This window comes from Kitasatospora sp. NPDC059812, assembly GCF_042732075.1.
GTDB lineage: Bacteria > Actinomycetota > Actinomycetes > Streptomycetales > Streptomycetaceae > Kitasatospora.
Genome location: NZ_JBHWIO010000016.1, coordinates 77,231 through 94,147 on the forward strand (window position 1 = coordinate 77,231; position 16,917 = coordinate 94,147).

Genomic DNA, 16,917 nt, shown 5'->3' on the forward strand with positions numbered 1-16,917 from the left:
CGGCCCGCGCCCCGGCCTGCGGTCGCATTCCGTATCCTGAGCGTTCGACCGCAAGGGGGGAGCAACCGCGTGGGCCGATTCCCGACCGTCGCGCGACGCGTCACGGGGGCCCTGGCGGCCCCGTTCCGGGCGTTGCGCAAGCGCTGGCGAAGCTGGTCCTGGTGGCGCCGGGCGCTGCTGGCACTGGGCCTCGCGGCGGCCGTACCGGCGGCCGCGCTCGGCTCCGCCTTCGTCGCGATCCGCTTGCACTACACCGGCGACCCGTCCGCCGAGGCCCGCACCCGCGGCCGGGACGCGCTCTGGCTCGGCCACGCCTGGGTGGACGGCCGCAAGGGCGAGGCCGACGTCGCCGCGCTGGTGCGGCAACTGGCCGGCACCGGCGTCCGCGACCTGTACGTACACACCGGCCCGCTGGAACACGACGGCTCGCTGCCGCCCGCCGTCCACCCCCGGGGCCGCTGGTTCACCGACGCGGTGCACCGGGCGCTGCCGGACGTCCGGGTGCAGAGCTGGCTGGGCGACGAGGTCAAGCCGGAGAAGGACGCCCTGGACCTGGAGGACGCCCCCACCCGGGACCGGGTCACCGCCTCCGCCCGGCAGGTCCTGGACCTCGGCTTCGACGGCGTGCACTTCGACATGGAGCCGATCCGGCCCGGCAGCGCCGGCTGGCTGGCCCTGCTCGACCAGGTCCGCCCGGTCACGGCCGGGCGCGGCGCGGCGCTCTCGGTGGCGGTCCCGCAGCTCGACCCGGTGCCCGGCCTGCACACCGCCGGGATCCTGCTCACCGACCACGGCAAGTGGTGGGACCAGGCGTACTTCACCGAGACCGCCCGCCGGGTCGACCAGGTCGCCGTGATGGCGTACGACACCAGCATGCCGACCGAGCCGCTGTACGGCGGCTACGTCGCCCTGCAGACCGAACTGGCGCTGGAGGCCACCCCGGCCGGGGTGGACCTGCTGATCGGCCTGCCGTTCTTCTGGGACGACCGGCACGGCCATCGGGGTGACGCCGAGACCGTGCCGGCCGCCGTCCGGGGCGTCCGGCTGGGCCTGGGCCGCCAGGACCCGGGGCGGCGGAACTTCGGCGTCGCGCTGTACGTGGACTTCGCCGCCACCCCGGAGCACTGGGCGGCGTACCGGCGCGGGTGGGTGGACGCCTGAGGGGTTCCGGCGGCGAGTGCGGGACCGGCGTGCGCGGAAAGGGTGCGTACGGGAAGGGTGTGCGCGGGAAGGGCTCGTCGTCGCGCCGCGTCGCCGTCCGGACACCGTCCGCGCCCGCTCCGAGCCACCTGACGCCCCGTCAGCCGAGGCGGTCCGGATATCCGCTGGATCGGGGCGGCACGCTCCCCCAGACTGTCCCGGTGCCCGGCCGCGGTGCGCATCAAAGCCCGTAGGCTGGGCAGGTAGGGACCATGGGGCGAGGCGTTCCATGGGTGACGAGAGGTTCGACAGTCGGCAGCCGACCCGTCGGCGCCCCGGCAGGCCAGCCGAGGCGGCGCAGGTTCGACCGCCGACCGGAGGGAGACGCTGGGTGATCGAGCTGGAAGATGTTCCCGAGTTGATCGACCCGGTGATGGTCTGCGCTTTCGAGGGCTGGAACGACGCGGGCGACGCCGCCTCCGCGGCTCTGGCACATCTGGACGACACCTGGGGCGGCAAGGTGATCGCCGCCCTGGACGCGGAGGACTACTACGACTTCCAGGTCAACCGGCCCACGGTCTGGCTGGACGGCGGCATCCGCCGGATCACCTGGCCGACCACCAGGCTCTCGGTGATCCGGGTGACCGAGCCGACCACCCGGGACGTCGTCCTGGTGCGCGGCATCGAGCCGAGCATGCGCTGGCGCTCGTTCTGCAACGAGCTGCTCGGCTTCGCGCACGAGCTCGGCATCGAGCTGGTGGTGATCCTGGGCGCGCTGCTCGGCGACACCCCGCACAGCCGCCCGGTGCCGGTCAGCGGCGTCACCTCCGACCCGGAGCTGGCCCGCCGGCTGGACCTGGAGGAGAGCCGCTACGAGGGCCCGACCGGCATCGTCGGGGTGCTCCAGGAGGCCTGCACGCACGCCGGGGTCCCGGCCGTGACGCTCTGGGCGGCCGTGCCGCACTACGTCGCGCAGCCGCCGAACCCCAAGGCGACGCTGGCCCTGGTCAACAAGCTGGAGGACCTGCTCGACCTGCGCATCCCGCCGGGCGAGCTCGGCGAGGACGCCCGGGCCTGGCAGCTGGGCGTGGACCAGCTGGCCGCCGAGGACAGCGAGGTGGCCGAGTACGTCCAGCAGTTGGAGGAGGCGCAGGACACCGCGGAGCTGCCGGAGGCCTCCGGCGACGCGATCGCCCGCGAGTTCGAGCGCTACCTGCGCCGCCGGGAGAACGTCGGGCCGACCGGCGAGAAGCCGGTGGCCGGGCACGCCACGGCGGAGCGGCCGGCCGAGCCGGAGGCCCCGGGCGCGGCCCGGGAGAGCCAGGACGGCGACGAGGAGTAGCCGCCGCCCCGGGCCCGCCCCGGACAACGCCGAAGGGGCGTCAGGACACCTGGTCCGGACGCCCCTTCGGCGTGTTGAGGGAGGACTCTAGAGCGCGACGCCCAGCAGGGCGTCCACGGTGCGGCTGACCAGGCCGGGCGCACCCATGTCGGTGCCGCCCCCGGCCTCCTGCCGCTCGGCCCAGCGGTCGACGGCGGCCAGTGCGGCGGGCGCGTCCAGGTCGTCCGCGAGCGCCGTACGGACCTCGTCGAGCAGCTGCTCGGCGGCCGGGCCGTCCGGCCGGGAGACCACGGCCCGCCAGCGGGCGAGGCGCTCGACGGCCTCGTCCAGGGTCGCCTTGGTCCACTCCCAGTCCTCGCGGTAGTGGTGCGCGAGCAGCGCCAGGCGGATCGCCGCCGGGTCGACGCCCTCGCGGCGCAGCGCCGAGACGAAGACCAGGTTGCCGCGGGACTTGGACATCTTGTGGCCGTCCAGGCCGACCATGCCGGCGTGCACGTACGCCTTGGCGTACGGGTGGGCGCCGGTGGCGACCTGGGCGTGCGAGGCGCCCATCTCGTGGTGCGGGAAGGAGAGGTCGCTGCCGCCGCCCTGGATGTCGAAGGACATGCCGAGGTACTGCAGCGCGATGGCGACGCACTCGATGTGCCAGCCGGGGCGGCCGTGGCCGAGTTCGGTCTCCCAGGCGGGCTCGCCCGGGCGGGCGGCGAGCCAGAGCAGGGCGTCCAGTGGGTGGCGCTTGCCCGGGCGGTCCGGGTCTCCGCCGCGCTCGGCGAAGACCGGGCGCATGGCCTCCTGGTCGAGGCCGGAGACCTGGCCGAAGCGGGGGTCGGACTCGACCGAGAAGTAGATGTCGCCGTCCACCTGGTAGGCGGCGCCGCTGGCGAGCAGCTTCTGGACCAGCGGGACGATCCACGGGATCGACTCGACGGCGCCGATGTAGTGGGCCGGCGGGAGCAGCCGCAGGGCGGTCATGTCCTCGCGGAACAGGGCCGTCTCGCGCTCGGCGAGGGCCACCCAGTCCTGACCGGTCTCGACCGCCCGGGCCAGCAGCGGGTCGTCCACGTCGGTGACGTTCTGGACGTACAGGACGTCGTGGCCGGCGTCCTTCCACACGCGCTGCACCAGGTCGAAGGCGTTGTAGGTGGCGGCGTGGCCCATGTGGGTCGCGTCGTAGGGGGTGATGCCGCAGACGTAGATCCGGGCAGTGCCGTCCTGCGGCACGACCTCGCGGACCGTGCCCGCTGCGGTGTCGAAGATACGGAGGGGGAGCCCCTGACCAGGCAGGGCGGGAACCTCGGAGGCGGGCCAGGCATGCATGGAACCGACTTTAACCTTGCGAACATTTGAAAGCCTAACCAGTACACAAGATCGACTGGATTCGCTTCCTGTCGTTGCCGGACCGCTTCCCGACTGATAAGGAGCGGACCTTGACGGGCCCGGCGTTGTTTCGGGCAGGAATGCGGCAGGCTTCGGGCGGGCGTTGGGCAGGCGTCGAGCAGGCGTTGGGCAGGCGTTGGGCAGGCTTTCGGACACGGTTGAGCGCCCGGTCGACCCTGCCGCCGACCGGGCGCCCGGCACCCCGGGGAACGCGGCCGGAGCCGCTACGACCGCTGCCAGAGGGCCGGCACGTTCGGCGGCTCCCAGCCCACCATGGCGGTGTGCGCCTGGAGGCAGAGGTAGGAGGCGCCGGAGTAGGTGACGCGGTCGCCCGCGTTGTAGGAGGCTCCCGGCTTCCAACTGCCGCTCGGGGGCGTGGGCGTTCCGGTGGGGGTTCCGGTCGGGGTGGCGGTGGGGGTCGGGCTCGGCGTGCCCGGGGTCTGCGGCACGTCCAGGACAAAGTCGTAACTGCCCTCACGGCCCGGGCCGTTCTGGCGGACGTTCATCAGCAGCCGGGCGTCGTAGATGGTGTCCGTGCTGTTGCGCGGCTCGCCGGGGAAGTAGAGCTGGGTGGTGAGCACCGGGCGGCCGGGCGCCTGGAGCTTGACGTGGAGGTGCCGGGTGCGGCCCGGGTAGAGGCCGGGGACGATCGTGTCCAGCTTGAAGGCGCCGTTCGCGTCGGTGAACTGGTGGCCGCGGAAGGTGAAGCCGGCGTTGTCGTAGGCGCCGTTGTCGTCGGCCTGCCAGAAGTCCAGCAGGACGCCGGAGATCGGTCGGCAGGCGCGGCCGAAGACGTAGCCGCTGACGGTCAGCCGGGTGCCGGGGCCGTCGTTGACCATGGAGCTGCGCAGTGGGGAGTTGGGCTTGAAGTAGGGGCCCTCGGTCTGCTCGATGGTGGGGTCGTCGCCGTCGTGGCACTCGGGGGTGAGGCCGAGGGGCCGGCCGGTGCCGGCCTGCTCACGGGCCAGCGCGACGCCGCCGCCGACCAGCAGCGGGGCGGCGCCGAGCGCGGCAGCGGCCTTCAGGACGGTCTTGCGACTGATCATGCCGTCGGGCGTGGGCATACGCCCTCTCCTTCGGGTGGGGGGTGGATGTGGGGGGGCGGCCCTTGCCATGGTGGGGGCATGACAAGGGCCGAACCGGCCGCCCGTCCGCGCGCGCCGGACCGGCCACCGGTGGCCACCAGCAAAGTTACGGGCCGTCCGGGGCGGCCGCGATGGACGCGATCCGGGGATCGTGGTGATTTCCGTCGACCCGGGCCCGGAACTCCCCCGGCGTCATCCCGGTCTCCCGCCGGAAGAAGCGGCAGAAGTAGGCCGGGTCGGCGAAGCCCGCCTCCTTCGCCACCTGACGAATCGTCAAATCTGTGCACGCCAGCAGCCGCTTGGCCTCCAGGGTCTGCTGGCGGCGGATCAGTCCGCCCGGGGTGCGACCGGTGGCCTGCTTGACCAGGGTCTGCAAGTGGCCCGGCGAGACGCCGAGTTCCTGCGCACTGGACGCCACCGAGTGCCGCACCCCGCCCGGACCGGCGATCAACCGGGTGAAGGCTGAGGCCACTTCGGTCGGCCGGCCGGGCGGCGACGGCCGCTCCCCCGGCCGGGCGGCGCGCAGCGCCCGGACGATCAGGATGTGCAGACTGGCCCGCAGCACGCCCTGGTAGCCGGGCTGCCTGGAGCGGTACTCGTGTTCCATGTCGGCGAGCAACGCGCCGACCGGCCCGGCCTGTTCGCCGAGTCCGAGCGCGGGGCGGGTGGCCAGGGTGCGCAGCGCGGCAAGGTCCTGCGGGTTCCGGAGCAGGAAGTCCTCGTTGAACAGGACGACCTGGCCGGTGAGTTCGTCCGCGTCCGACCAGTAGTGCACCTGGCCGGGCGTGATCACGCACAACTGCGGTGGCGCCAGCGGCCGGTGGACCAGGTCCAGGACATGGGCGCCGCGGCCGCCGGTGACGTGGACGATCTCGTAGAACGAGTGCCGGTGCGGGAAGCCCGCCCGGGACAGCGGGCCGATCGTGTCGAAGCTCCCGATGGCGAACGGGAGCAGGTGCGGCAGCGGGACCTGGAGCCGGTGCAGCGGCAGGTCCGGCGTGGTACGGGGGGTGGGGGTGGTCCGTAACGCGTCCATCGGAGCAGTGTGCTGCCGGTTCGCGGACAGGTCCAGACCATCAGCCGGCCCGAACCGGTCCGCGGGATACGTCCTAGACCGGGGGCCAGGGGATCGAGGGCCAGTCCTCGGAGGGCAGCGGGTGCCGGCCGGTGCGGCGCAGCCTGGCCACCCGGGCGCGGGTCGCCTCCAGTTCGGCGGCGGTCAGGTGCGGGGCGAGGCGCGCGGCCAGCTCACCGTCCAGCCGCTCGGCGAGCCGGGTCAGCACCTCCAGCGCCTCGGCGGGCAGCGGCTCGCCGGCCCAGCCCCAGAGCAGGGTGCGCAGCTTGCCCTCGGTGTTGAAGGTGACGCCGTGGTCGATGCCGTAGACCCGGCCGTCGGCGGCCGGGATCAGGTGGCCGCCCTTGCGGTCGGCGTTGTTGAGCACCGCGTCCAGCACGGCGAGCCGGCGCAGCCGCTGGTCGTCGTGGTGCACCAGCAGCGCGGTGCGTCCCCCGCCGACCTCGGCCCGCACGATCGGCAGCCAGCCGTGCTCCGGGCCGCGCGGGTCCTGGAGGGCCAGCAGCGGCTCGGCCTGCGGATCCGGCTCGACCCACAGCTGCACCATCCCGGGCCCGTGCGGCCCGTCGCGCAGCACGGTCGGCGGCACCAGCGCCCAGCCGGTCGCGGCCGACACCTCGTACGCGGCGACCTCGCGGCCGGCCAGCGTGCCGTCCGGGAAGTCCCACAGCGGGCGCTCCCCGGCGACCGGCTTGTAGACGGCCTGCGCGCTCAGCGAACCGTGCGTGGCGGTGCAGTACAGCGCGGCGTTGGACGCCTCGGTGAGGCGCCCGTGCACCGTCAACTCGCCCTCGCGCAGCAGCTCCAGCGCAGTGGGCACGTCGGCGGCGAGGGCAGCGGCGGCCGCCGGGTCCGCCTGCGGCGGGGTCTCGGTGTTCAGCGCCGGTAGCCGTTCGCGCGCGGGCACAGGTGGCCCTCCGGGTCGAGCGGCAGGTTGCAGAACGGGCAGGGCTTGCGGCCGGCCGAGACCAGGTCCAGCGCCCGCTTGGCGAACACCCTGGCCATCGCGCCGGACAGCCGCACCCGCAGCATGTCCGGACCGTTGTCGTCGTCCTCGAAGACCGCCGCGGCGCTGTCCTCGTCCTCGCCGTCCTCCTCCGCCTCGATCAGCGCCTGCGCCTCGACCACCAGGCAGCCGTCCACGCTGTCCCAGGCCAGGGCCATGGTGCCGACCCGGAACTCCTGCTCCAGCGGCAGGTCCAGCGGCGCGGTGTCGAGCAGGTCCTGCGGGGCGGCGGCCGGGATGGAGACGTCGCCGCCGCTGCGCCGCAGCGCCTCGTCCAGGACCTCCTCGATCCGCTCGGCGAGCGCCGCCACCTGGGTCTTCTCCAACAGGACGCTGGTGATCCGGCCCCGGGCACTGGCCTGGAGGTAGAACGCCCGGGCGCCGGGCTGGCCGACGGTGCCGGCCACGAACCGTTCGGGCTGGTCGTAGAAGAAGACCTGACGGGGCACGCTCTCGCTCCGGATCGTGTCGGTCGTGGGGATCACAGGGATCGTTCGGACGTCATGGCTCGGGCTGCCGTACGGCGGCCCGCGCGCGGGCTCGCCACGCGGCGGGGCTCGTTAGTCACCCTACGACCTCCGGGCCCCCGCAGGGGAGCCGAGCCGCAGTGGCACCGGCCAGCTCAGCCGGTGCCGCCGGTCCCTGCGGGGCGGGGTGCGACGGCTCTCCCGCCCACGTCATGCGGCTCCGGGCCGGGTGGCTCCGGTCAGGTCGGGTGGCGCCGGTCGGTCCAGGGTCGTACCAGGCGGGTCAGGCGGGTCAGGCGGGTCAGGCGGGTCAGGCGGAGCGACCGCCTCAGGTGGTGCCGCCGACCACCGCGTCGCCCACCGGGGCGGCCGGGGCCGCGCCGGGCCTGGGCGCGAGCGAGGCGAGGTCGCCGGTGTCGCCCATCCTCAGGACGAAGGGCCGCTGCGGGGTGTAGCGGATCGCGGTGACCGAGCAGGGCTCGACGCTGATCCGCTGGAAGTGGTCCAGGTGCAGGCCCAGGGCGTCGGCCACCACCGCCTTGATCACGTCCCCGTGCGAGCAGGCCAGCCAGACCGCGTCCGCGCCGTGCTCGGCGGCGATCTTCTCGTTCCACTCCCGGACCGCGCCGACCGTCCGGTGGCTCAGCTCGCGCAACGACTCCCCGCCGGGGAAGGCCGCGGCGGCCGCGTGGTCCTGCACGGTGCGCCAGAGCGGCTCCTTGGCCAGCTCGGCCAGCGGCCGGCCGGTCCACTCGCCGTAGTGGCACTCGCCCAGCCGCTCGTCCTCGGCGGGCGGGCCCAGCTCGGGCCGAGCCGCCAGCAGCGGCTCCAGCGTCTGCCGACAGCGCTCCAGCGGGCTGCTGACGGCCTGCACCAGCGGGATCCCCGCGAGCCGACCGGCCAGCGCGGCGGCCTGCCCGCGCCCGGTGTCGTCGAGGTCCACGCCGGGCGTCCAACCGGCCAGGATTCCGGCGGTGTTCGCGGTCGAGCGGCCGTGGCGGACGAGCAGCAGGGTGGGCATGGGGCTCAGCCTACGGCCTCCGGGCGCGGGCGTGGAGTGTCGGTGCGAGGTGCGGGCGCGGGGTGCGGGGTGCGGGGTGCGCGGCCGCGTGGGGTGCGGGCGCGCAAAGCGCGGGTGGGGTGCGGGCCCTCCTAGGCCGCCGCCGGCACCGGCCCGCGACGCCGTCCTGGCCCGGCTCCGCCCCGGGCACCCCGCCCCGGGCCACAATGGCCCGATGATCGTCCACTGCGCCAGCTACCACGACGGCCACCGGATCGAGGCCCCCGACGACCTCGCCGGCGCGCTCGCCGCCGCCCGCGCCGCCGGGCCCGGCGGCTTCGTCTGGATAGGCCTGTTCGAGCCCACCGCCGAGGAACTCAACCACGTCGGACGGGAGTTCGCCCTGCACCCGCTGGCCGTCGAGGACGCCGTCAGCGCCCACCAGCGCCCCAAGATCGAGCCGTACCAGGGCTCCCTGTTCGTCGCCCTCAAGACGCTCGGCTACCACCCCGGCGCCCACGCGGTGACCATCGGCGAGGTGATGGTCTTCCTCGGCGCGGACTTCGTGATGACCGTCCGACACGGCGCCGACACCCCGCTCTCCGGCCTGCGGGCCCGGCTGGAGAAGCAGCCCGAACTGCTGCGCTACGGGCCCAGCTCGGTGCTGCACTCGGTCTGCGACACCATCGTCGACGGCTACATGGACGTGGCCACCGGGCTCCAGACCGACCTGGACGAACTGGAGGCGGACGTCTTCGCCCCCGGACGGGTCGGCCGCGACACCGCCGGCCGGATCTACGGCTACAAGCGCCAGGTGATGACCGTCCGCCGCGCCACCGGCCCGCTGCTGGAACCGACGCTGCGCCTGGCCCGCGGCGGCGAGCCGTACATCCGCCCGGAGACCCTGCCCTACCTGCGGGACGTCGCCGACCACCTGGCCCGGGTGACCGACCAGGTCGAGGGCATGGACCGGCTGCTGTCCGACATCCTCAACGCCAACCTGGCGCAGGTCAGCGTGCAGCAGAACAACGACATGCGGAAGATCTCGGCCTGGGCGGCGCTGGCCGCCGTGCCGACGATGATCGCGGGCGTCTACGGGATGAACTTCGAGGACATGCCCGAACTGCGCCAGCCCTGGGGGTACCCGGCGGTGCTGTCGCTGATGGTCGCGGTCTGCATAGTGCTGCACCGGGTGTTCAAGCGGCACGACTGGCTGTAGTGCCGCTCGACGGCCCCGGGCGGCTACGCCAGCCCGGCCAGTTCCAGGGCCTCGACTCCGGTGCGCAGCGCCTGGATCCGCTCGTCCAGGGTGAAGCCGGACGGGGCCAGGGTGAGCGTGGTGACGCCCGCGTCCGCGTAGGCCTGCATCCGGTCGGCGATCCGGGCGGTGTCGCCGATCAGCGAGGTGGCGTCGATCAGGTCGTGCGGGACGGCGGCCGCGGCGCCCGCGTAGTCCTTGGCCAGGTACTTCTCCTGGATCTCGTCGGCGGCCTGCTCGTAGCCCATCCGCCGGGCGAGCTGGTTGTAGAAGTTCTTCTCCTTGCTGCCCATGCCGCCGATGTACAGCGCGGCGTAGGAGCGCTGGGAGTCGACGCCCGCCTTGATGTCCTCGCCGACCGCGATGGTGACGGTCGGGCACAGGTCGAAGCCGTCCAGGCTCTGCCCCGCCTTGGCGCGGCCGGCCTTCAGCGGGTCGAGGGAGAGCGCGGCGTGCTCGGGCGAGAAGAAGATGCCGAGCCAGCCGTCGGCGATCTCGCCGGTCTGCTCCAGGTTCTTCGGGCCGATCGCGGCGATGTACAGCGGGATGTGCTCGCGCACCGGGTGCACGGTGAGCTTGATCGGCTTGCCGGGGCCGCCGGGCAGCGGCAGCGTCCAGTGCGCGCCCTCGTGGACCAGTCGCTCGCGGGACATCGCCTTGCGGATGATCTCCACGTACTCGCGGGTGCGGGCGAGCGGCTTGTCGAACTTCACCCCGTACCAGCCCTCGGAGACCTGCGGGCCGGAGACGCCGAGGCCGAGCCGGAAGCGGCCGCCGGACAGGGTGTCCAGGGTCGCCGCGGTCATCGCGGTCATCGCCGGGGTGCGGGCGGGGATCTGGAAGATGGCCGAACCGACGTCGATCCGCTCGGTCTTCGCGGCGACGAAGCTCAGCACCGTCGCGGCGTCCGAGCCGTACGCCTCGGCCGCCCAGCACACCGAGTAGCCGAGCCGGTCCGCCTCCTGGGCCACGGCGATGTTGTCGGCGTCCATGCCGAGACCCCAGTAGCCGAGGTTGATTCCGAGTCGCATGTGCCGAACCTTCCAGTCGGTGAGGGTTGGTGGCGAGGGTAGCCGCGCACTCGCCGGTCATGCTACTGACCGGTAGTGGTGGTCTGGGTCACACCCGCCGTCGCCCGGGCCCGGTGATCGTTCTGCGGGTCGCCACCCCTGCCCGGACACCGGCCGCTACGCTCAGCCGACGTGGGGAGCGCTCTCCCCACCTGCGCGTTCTCAGGGCTACCGGGGCGCCCGGTGCCACCGGCCAGTGGAGGACCCGTCCGATGGAAAAGCGTCACCTCGGCCGTACCGGTCTCCAGGTCTCCCGGCTCGGCCTCGGCACCATGACCTGGGGCCGCGACACCGACGAACACGAGGCCGCCGAGCAGCTCAAGGAGTTCGTCGACGCCGGCGGGACCCTGCTCGACACCGCCGACGTGTACGCCGACGGCGGCGCCGAATACCTGATCTCCCGGCTCACCGACAGCCTCGTCCCCCGCTCCGAACTCGTCATCGCCACCAAGGCCGGCAGCGTGCCGGAGTCCGCCCGCCGCTTCGACGGCTCCCGCGGCCACCTCCTCGCCGCCCTCGACGCCTCGCTGCGCCGGCTCGGCACCGACTACGTCGACCTGTGGCAGGTGCACTCCTTCGACCCCATGACGCCCGTCGAGGAGACGCTCAGCGCCCTCGACATCGCCGTCTCCTCCGGGCGCGCCCGGTACGTCGGGGTCTGCGACTTCAGCGGCTGGCAGCTCGCCAAGGCCGCCACCTGGCAGCGCGCCCACCACGGGCGGACCCCGCTGGCCGGGGCCCAGCTGGAGTACTCGCTGCTCCAGCGCGGCATCGAGCGCGAGGCGCTGCCCGCCGCGGCGGACGCCGGGGTCGGGCTGCTCGCCTCCTCGCCGCTCGGGCGCGGGGTGCTCACCGGCAAGTACCGGCACGGCGTCCCGCAGGACTCGCGCGGCGCCTCGCCGTACCTGTCCGGGTTCGTCCAGCCGTACCTCGGGGAGCGCTCGCGGCGGATCGTCGACGCCGTCGCCACGGCCGCCGACGGCCTCGCCAGCAGCCCGCTCGCGGTCGCCCTCGCCTGGGTCCGGGACCGGCCCGGAGTGGCGAGCGCGCTGGTCGGGGCCCGTACGGTGGCACAGCTGCAGGCGGCGCTGTCAGTGGAGGCGCTTACGCTACCGGGTGAGATCCGTGGTGCGCTGGACGACATCTCGTCACCGGTGCACCGCTACCCGGACCAGGGGTGGAGCGAGCTGTAGCCCCCCTCGTTCAGCTGAAACACGCAGTGGAGTGACCCTTGGAGCGGACGATGAGTGACACGGAGAACGGCGCTCCGGAGGAGACCTCGGCAGTCTCGGTGAGCCCGGCGGAGAAGGCGAGCCCCGCGGAGACGGCGAGCCCGGCACAGTCGGCGAGCCCGGCGGAGAAGGCGGCGGCGATCGCCGAGCTGGCGCAGCGGATCCGCAGCGTCGGCCCGCAGGCCGCACCGCCGGAGGGCGAGGGCCGCGCCGCGGCTCCCGAGCACGCCAAGGACGTCAAGGACGGCCAGGGCGCCAAGGCCCCGGCTTCCGCGCAGCCCGACCAGCAGCGCGCGCAGGCGCTCAAGGACACCGCCGAGGTGCTGACCGCCGGGGGCGCCCCGGCCGATCTCGCGGCCGCCGCGGTGGCCGAGTTCGGCGACGGCGCCGCCGAACAGCTGCGCTCCGACCCGTGGGCCGTACTGTCCCTGCCCGGCGTCCGCCCCGAGCACGCGGACGGCTTCGCCCGCGGCCTGCTCGGCCCCGCCGCCGGCCCCGGTGACCCGCGCCGCGCTCAGGCGCTGGTGCCGTGGCTGCTGGAGCAGGCGGCGCTGCGCGGCCACTCCGCCGTCGAGGTCGCCGAGATCGCGGCCGGGCTCGACCGCCACGGGCTGCCGGACTCGGCCGCGGCGATCCAGGCCGCCGTCCTGGACGGGCGCGCGATGCCGTTCCAGGAGGAGCTGACCGGCCCCGAGGCGCACGCGGCGGGCGGCGACGAGGACGAGGAGCCGCCGACCCGGACGCTGCTCGCCCTGGAGCGACTCGCGCTGGCCGAGGAGAGCCTCGCGGACGGGCTGGTCCGGCTGATGTCGACCTTCGTACCGGGCGAGGACCCGGAGCCGGGCGAGGAAGACGCGGTGGCGGAGGAGGCGGAGGATCCGGCGGAGGAGGACACGGCGGAGGACGCCGAGTCCGCGGCCGACTCCTCGCCGGCCCCTGGCTCCGAGGCGGGCTCCGGCTCGGGCGCGGCCCCTGCGGAGGACACGGTGGAGGCCACAGCAGAGGCCACGGTGGAGGACGCTCCGCAGGCCCCCGCCGCGCCCGGCCCGACCGCGTGGGCGGCTGCCGGCGAGGCCGCGCCGTCCTCCTCCGCGACCGCCCTGATCCAGGCCGTCGCCGACAGCGCCCTGGTGCTGCACACCGGCGGCGAGGCCGCCCGCGCCGAACCCGCCGCGCTGCTGGCCGCTGCCGGCGGCCTCGGGCTGCGGGTCTGGGCCGCCACCTGGACCGACCAGGGCCGGGAGTCCTTCGCCGCGCTCACCGACACCCCGGCCGCCGTGATCACCCTGGCCGACCTGCTCTCCGGCGCCGCCGGGCCGGGCCGCGCCGCTGACGGCACGCTCGCCCTGGACGTCCTGGTCGTCCTCGACGCCCCGCTGCTGGACGTCGAACTGGCCGCCACCGTCCTGGAGTCGCTCGCCGACGGCACCCGGCTGGTGCTCAGCGGCGACCCCGGCCAGCTCTGGTCGGCCGGCCCCGGCCGGTTCTTCGCCGACCTGCTGGCCGCCAGGGTCTGCCCGGCGGTCGCCTCCCGCACCCCGGACTTCGGCCCGATCGGCGAGCTGGTCTCCGGCGTCGGCATCGGCGAGCTCCAGCCCGTCGAGGCGCCGGACAAGGAGGTGGTCATCCTGACCGCGAAGGACGGCGGCGAAGCCGTCCACCGCGCCCTCCAGCTGCTCACCGACTCCATTCCCCGCGCCCTCGGCATCCCCGCCGAGCAGGTGGTGCTGCTCACCCCCGGCCACGGCGGGCCGGCGGGCACCCGGGCGCTGAACGCCGCCGCGAAGGCCCGGCTCAACCCGGGGCCCGGCCGGTTCGGCGGCTTCGACCCGGGCGACCGGGTGGTCGACTCCCCGGCCCCCGGCGTCACCCGCCCGGCCCGGGTGCTGGACGGCGACGCCACCGGCCTGCACCTGGCGTACGCGGACGGCTCGCGCCGGACCGTCCCGCCCGCCCAGGCCGGCCGGCTGCGGCACGGCTGGGCGCTGACCGTCCACCAGGCACTCGGCCGCCGCTGGCCAGGCGCGGTCGTGGTACTCCCGGAGGACGCCGGCCCGGCGCTCACCCGGCAGTGGGTCTACACCGCCTTCGGCCGCGGCGAGCGGCACCTGTCCGTGGTGCACGCGGCGGGCCCGGCGCTCGCCCAGGCCGTCACCGAGCGCCCGGCGCAGCCGCGCACCACCCGGCTGCGGGCGATCCTCGCCGAGAACGCCGCCTCGGCGTACTAGGTCCTGCGCACCGGTTGGCGGAACGCGCGGAGGGCGGGCCCCCTACAGGTGGGGCCCGCCCTCCGGGTGTCTGCACGACGAACGGTTCAGTCGTCGGGGTCCTCGTCGTCGTAGACCTCGCTCACGTCGAACCGGCAGATCAGCATCTGCGGGTCGGCGTGCTCGAAGGGTTCCGGCAGCCACTCCCCCGGCTCGGTCGGCTCCGCCGCCGCGACCCAGAGCGTCGAGTCCGCCTCCTCCAGGCCGAACTCCTCGCTGCGGGCGGCGATCTCGTCCGGCTCGTACTCGCCGAACAGCACGCCGATCGCGGCGTTCACCCCGCTGGTGCCGCCCCCGCCGGGGGTCAGCGACTCGTCGAGCCGCTCGGCCTGGGCGCGCAGCCGCTTGGGGTCGGCGACGTGGTAGTCGCGGCGGATCAGCACGCTGATCGCCTCCGGCTGTTCGGGGCCGTGGTAGCCGCCCGGACCCTCGTCCCCGGGGATCTCGAAGGGGGTGACCTCGTCGTAGACCTCGTAGAGGATCTGGTCGTAGGCGATGGCCGCCGTCGCGAGCTGCTCGTAGGCGGCGGACACAGCGGGATCATCCGCTGCGCTGGGGCTTGACACCGCTTCCAGATGACGGTCGATGGCGGCCTTGACCGCCTCGGCGGCGGCGCGTACCTCGGCAATGGTTGGCTGCGCGGCATCAGACATGGTGCAGACGCTATCTCCCCGCGGTGTCGGTACGCACAGCGGTTGTCACCTACACCCGCGATTTCACCGCAACTTCCCCCCTGATGTCCGATCCGCGTGGTTCTGTCCCCGCGCATGCCCGGCGCGAAGGGCGTGCAGCCGGGCCGCGCGGGGCCGATCGGGTGCCGCTTCGCGCGCCGGGATCGGGGTATCCCGTCCGGAGGAACAACGGAACTGATGCACTGTCAGGCGAGCTGGCGCGCCCCGGCCGGTCCGGGGCGTCCTGCCGGGTCGGGAGGACGTCCGGGAGGACGTCCGGGAGGACGTCCGGGAGGACGTCCGGGAGGACGTCCGGAAATACCCGGGCCGACTGTCCGAGGCAGGTCGTAGGCTTGCGTGCAGGTGATTCTCAGGAGGAGCGTTTTGACCCCACCGAAGCCGGTCCGGCAACCGGAGTACGAGTACCAGTCGCTGCGCATGCCGCGCGGCACCACGCGCAACGCGGCACGCCAACTGCTCACCGAGCACGCCGAGTACGGGCACTGGGAGCTCGACCGGCTGCGGCTGTTCCCCGACGGGAGCCGGACGGTCCGGCTGAAGCGGCGGATCATCCGGCAGGTCCGGAGCTGGTGACGGGCGAGCACGTCTGAGCCCACCCGCCGCGGCGGGGGTGGACGGGCGGGGCGCCCGGGCGGGGAAGGCCCGGGCGGGAGGCGGCCGGGTCGGGGAGCTCCGGGCCCGGGAACGCTCCCGTCTCGGTGGGGATTTCACGCCGGGCTTTCGGACCGGGGCTTCACGTCACCGTCAGGCCTTCGTACGGGCTTTCACCCCGGGCCTCCGCTTGCCCGCGGCCGCCCGTACCTCCAGGCGGCCGCGGGCGCGTCACGCTCCGGCGTCGTGCTCCGGCAGCGCCGCTGGGGTGCGGCGCCGCGGGGTGTGGCCTACCGACGGCTCAGCGGGCGCCGGCGCGGGCGCGGCGGTAGAGCACGCCGCCACCGAGCAGCAGAGCGAGGCCGGCGGCGCCGAGCAGTTCGACGTCACCGGCGCCGGTGGAGGCCAGCTGGCTGCCGACGGCGCCGCTCGGCGAGGAGGCGACGGCCGGGGCGGCGGCGCGGGCCGCGACCGGGGCGACCTGGCCGCTCGCGACCGGCGCCGCGGCGGGGGCCGAGTGTGCGCCGGCCTCGGGGGTGGCGGACGGGCCGCCGTTGCGCGGGTTGCCCGGGACCTCGCCGCCGGCCTGCGGCGGGATGGACGGGCTGTGCTTCTCGGGGCAGTCGTCGGCCGGCTTCGGCGCCGGGGCGGGCTGCGCGACGTTGGCGCAGTCGTTGCCGAAGGCGGGGTTCCCGACGCCGACCACGTCGACGGAGTTGCCGCAGGCGTTGACCGGGACGTGCACGGGGGCCTGGATGCTGTTGCCGGAGACCACGCCGGGCGAGTTGGCGGCGACGCCGGAGGCGGACGCACCCGAGGCGGAGGAGCCCCGGCCGGTGCCGCCGTTGGCCCCGGAGCCTGCGTGGGAACCGGAGCCGGTGTGGGAGCCGGAGCCCACGTGGGAGCCGCCCGGCTTCGCGGCCTCGGGGTGGCCGCTGGCGTTGGCACAACGGTTGCCGTAGGACGGGTTCAGCACGCCGATCACGTCGACGGTGTTGCCGCAGGCGTTGATCGGCACCTCGACCGGCACCTGCACCGAGTTCCCGGAGGCGACGCCCGCCGAGCCGGCGGCACCTCCCTGGGCCTCGGCACCCGCGTAGGCGTAGCCGGCGGTCGAGGCCAGGACACTGCCGGTGGCCACGACCGTGAGGATCCCCTTCTTGGCTACATTCCTCATCTTTTCCCCTGACGTATCGAGAACGACGTGACGACCTTGACGTAAATACCTTCCGAAAGTCGGAATTTCCGTATATCCGGATATCCGGCAAGGTCTTCGACTGCACAGGAGTTAACGAGAAAACGGCGGGCAGGTTGA

15 protein-coding genes are annotated in these 16,917 nt (G+C 74.4%); 6 read left to right on the plus strand and 9 right to left on the minus strand.

The genetic code is table 11. The features are described 5' to 3' along the window. Window positions 1-69: 69 nt before the first annotated feature. Both ACFV6D_RS11490 and ACFV6D_RS11495 read left to right on the plus strand, forming a co-directional pair. Window positions 70-1,161: a glycoside hydrolase family 18 protein gene (locus tag ACFV6D_RS11490; RefSeq protein WP_380342754.1), complete on the plus strand. Its 1,092-nt coding sequence runs from the start codon at window positions 70-72 to the stop codon at window positions 1,159-1,161. Window positions 1,162-1,531: 370 nt separating this feature from the next. Continuing rightward, entirely contained in the window at window positions 1,532-2,482 is a 951-nt protein-coding gene (locus ACFV6D_RS11495; protein WP_063346923.1) for a PAC2 family protein, read from the plus strand. Window positions 2,483-2,569: 87 nt separating this feature from the next. On the opposite strand, the gene mshC is transcribed toward ACFV6D_RS11495, so the two are convergent. From mshC to ACFV6D_RS11525, 6 genes are all read right to left on the minus strand, one after another. Beyond that, on the minus strand, window positions 2,570-3,799 hold the full coding sequence (gene mshC, locus ACFV6D_RS11500; protein ID WP_380428699.1) for a cysteine--1-D-myo-inosityl 2-amino-2-deoxy-alpha-D-glucopyranoside ligase: 1,230 nt from the start codon (window positions 3,797-3,799) through the stop codon (window positions 2,570-2,572). Window positions 3,800-4,083: 284 nt separating this feature from the next. Next, window positions 4,084-4,923 carry a carbohydrate-binding protein gene (locus ACFV6D_RS11505; RefSeq protein ID WP_063346925.1) on the minus strand — a complete coding sequence of 280 codons (840 nt, stop codon included), beginning with the start codon at window positions 4,921-4,923 and terminating at the stop codon, window positions 4,084-4,086. A 127-nt stretch (window positions 4,924-5,050) separates the two neighbouring features. Further along, a complete protein-coding gene (locus ACFV6D_RS11510; RefSeq protein ID WP_107452830.1) occupies window positions 5,051-5,980 on the minus strand; it encodes an AraC family transcriptional regulator in 930 nt (309 codons plus the stop codon). 73 nt (window positions 5,981-6,053) lie between these two features. Next, window positions 6,054-6,839, minus strand: coding sequence for an SCO1664 family protein (locus ACFV6D_RS11515; protein ID WP_380428709.1), 786 nt, complete (start codon window positions 6,837-6,839; stop codon window positions 6,054-6,056). A 56-nt stretch (window positions 6,840-6,895) separates the two neighbouring features. After that, window positions 6,896-7,474, minus strand: a complete 579-nt coding sequence (locus ACFV6D_RS11520; RefSeq protein ID WP_063350992.1) for a DUF3090 domain-containing protein — start codon at window positions 7,472-7,474, stop codon at window positions 6,896-6,898. Between the two features lie 346 nt (window positions 7,475-7,820). Continuing rightward, a complete protein-coding gene (locus ACFV6D_RS11525) occupies window positions 7,821-8,513 on the minus strand; it encodes a histidine phosphatase family protein (RefSeq protein ID WP_380428701.1) in 693 nt (230 codons plus the stop codon). Between the two features lie 214 nt (window positions 8,514-8,727). Here ACFV6D_RS11525 and ACFV6D_RS11530 point away from each other — a divergent pair, with 214 nt between their 5' ends. Then, complete coding sequence (locus ACFV6D_RS11530) at window positions 8,728-9,711, plus strand: magnesium and cobalt transport protein CorA (protein ID WP_380428703.1); 984 nt, start codon at window positions 8,728-8,730, stop codon at window positions 9,709-9,711. A 23-nt stretch (window positions 9,712-9,734) separates the two neighbouring features. Here the strand turns inward: ACFV6D_RS11530 and ACFV6D_RS11535 are convergent, their stop codons facing one another. Further along, window positions 9,735-10,781 carry an LLM class F420-dependent oxidoreductase gene (locus ACFV6D_RS11535; RefSeq protein ID WP_063346928.1) on the minus strand — a complete coding sequence of 349 codons (1,047 nt, stop codon included), beginning with the start codon at window positions 10,779-10,781 and terminating at the stop codon, window positions 9,735-9,737. A gap of 251 nt (window positions 10,782-11,032) precedes the next feature. On the opposite strand from ACFV6D_RS11535, the gene ACFV6D_RS11540 reads away from it, so the two are divergent. Both ACFV6D_RS11540 and ACFV6D_RS11545 read left to right on the plus strand, forming a co-directional pair. Further along, complete coding sequence (locus tag ACFV6D_RS11540; RefSeq protein ID WP_380428705.1) at window positions 11,033-12,013, plus strand: aldo/keto reductase; 981 nt, start codon at window positions 11,033-11,035, stop codon at window positions 12,011-12,013. Between the two features lie 50 nt (window positions 12,014-12,063). Then, the gene (locus ACFV6D_RS11545) at window positions 12,064-14,280 is read left to right on the plus strand and encodes a helix-hairpin-helix domain-containing protein (RefSeq protein WP_380428707.1); all 2,217 of its coding nucleotides are present in this window, start codon (window positions 12,064-12,066) and stop codon (window positions 14,278-14,280) included. 86 nt (window positions 14,281-14,366) lie between these two features. Here ACFV6D_RS11545 and ACFV6D_RS11550 read toward each other — a convergent pair whose 3' ends face one another. Next, window positions 14,367-14,972, minus strand: a complete 606-nt coding sequence (locus tag ACFV6D_RS11550; protein WP_063346931.1) for a hypothetical protein — start codon at window positions 14,970-14,972, stop codon at window positions 14,367-14,369. Between the two features lie 402 nt (window positions 14,973-15,374). On the opposite strand from ACFV6D_RS11550, the gene ACFV6D_RS11555 reads away from it, so the two are divergent. Next, the gene (locus ACFV6D_RS11555; RefSeq protein WP_033350848.1) at window positions 15,375-15,584 is read left to right on the plus strand and encodes a DUF5703 family protein; all 210 of its coding nucleotides are present in this window, start codon (window positions 15,375-15,377) and stop codon (window positions 15,582-15,584) included. Window positions 15,585-15,903: 319 nt separating this feature from the next. Here the strand turns inward: ACFV6D_RS11555 and ACFV6D_RS11560 are convergent, their stop codons facing one another. Beyond that, on the minus strand, window positions 15,904-16,779 hold the full coding sequence (locus tag ACFV6D_RS11560) for a chaplin (protein ID WP_380559362.1): 876 nt from the start codon (window positions 16,777-16,779) through the stop codon (window positions 15,904-15,906). Window positions 16,780-16,917 lie beyond the last annotated feature (138 nt).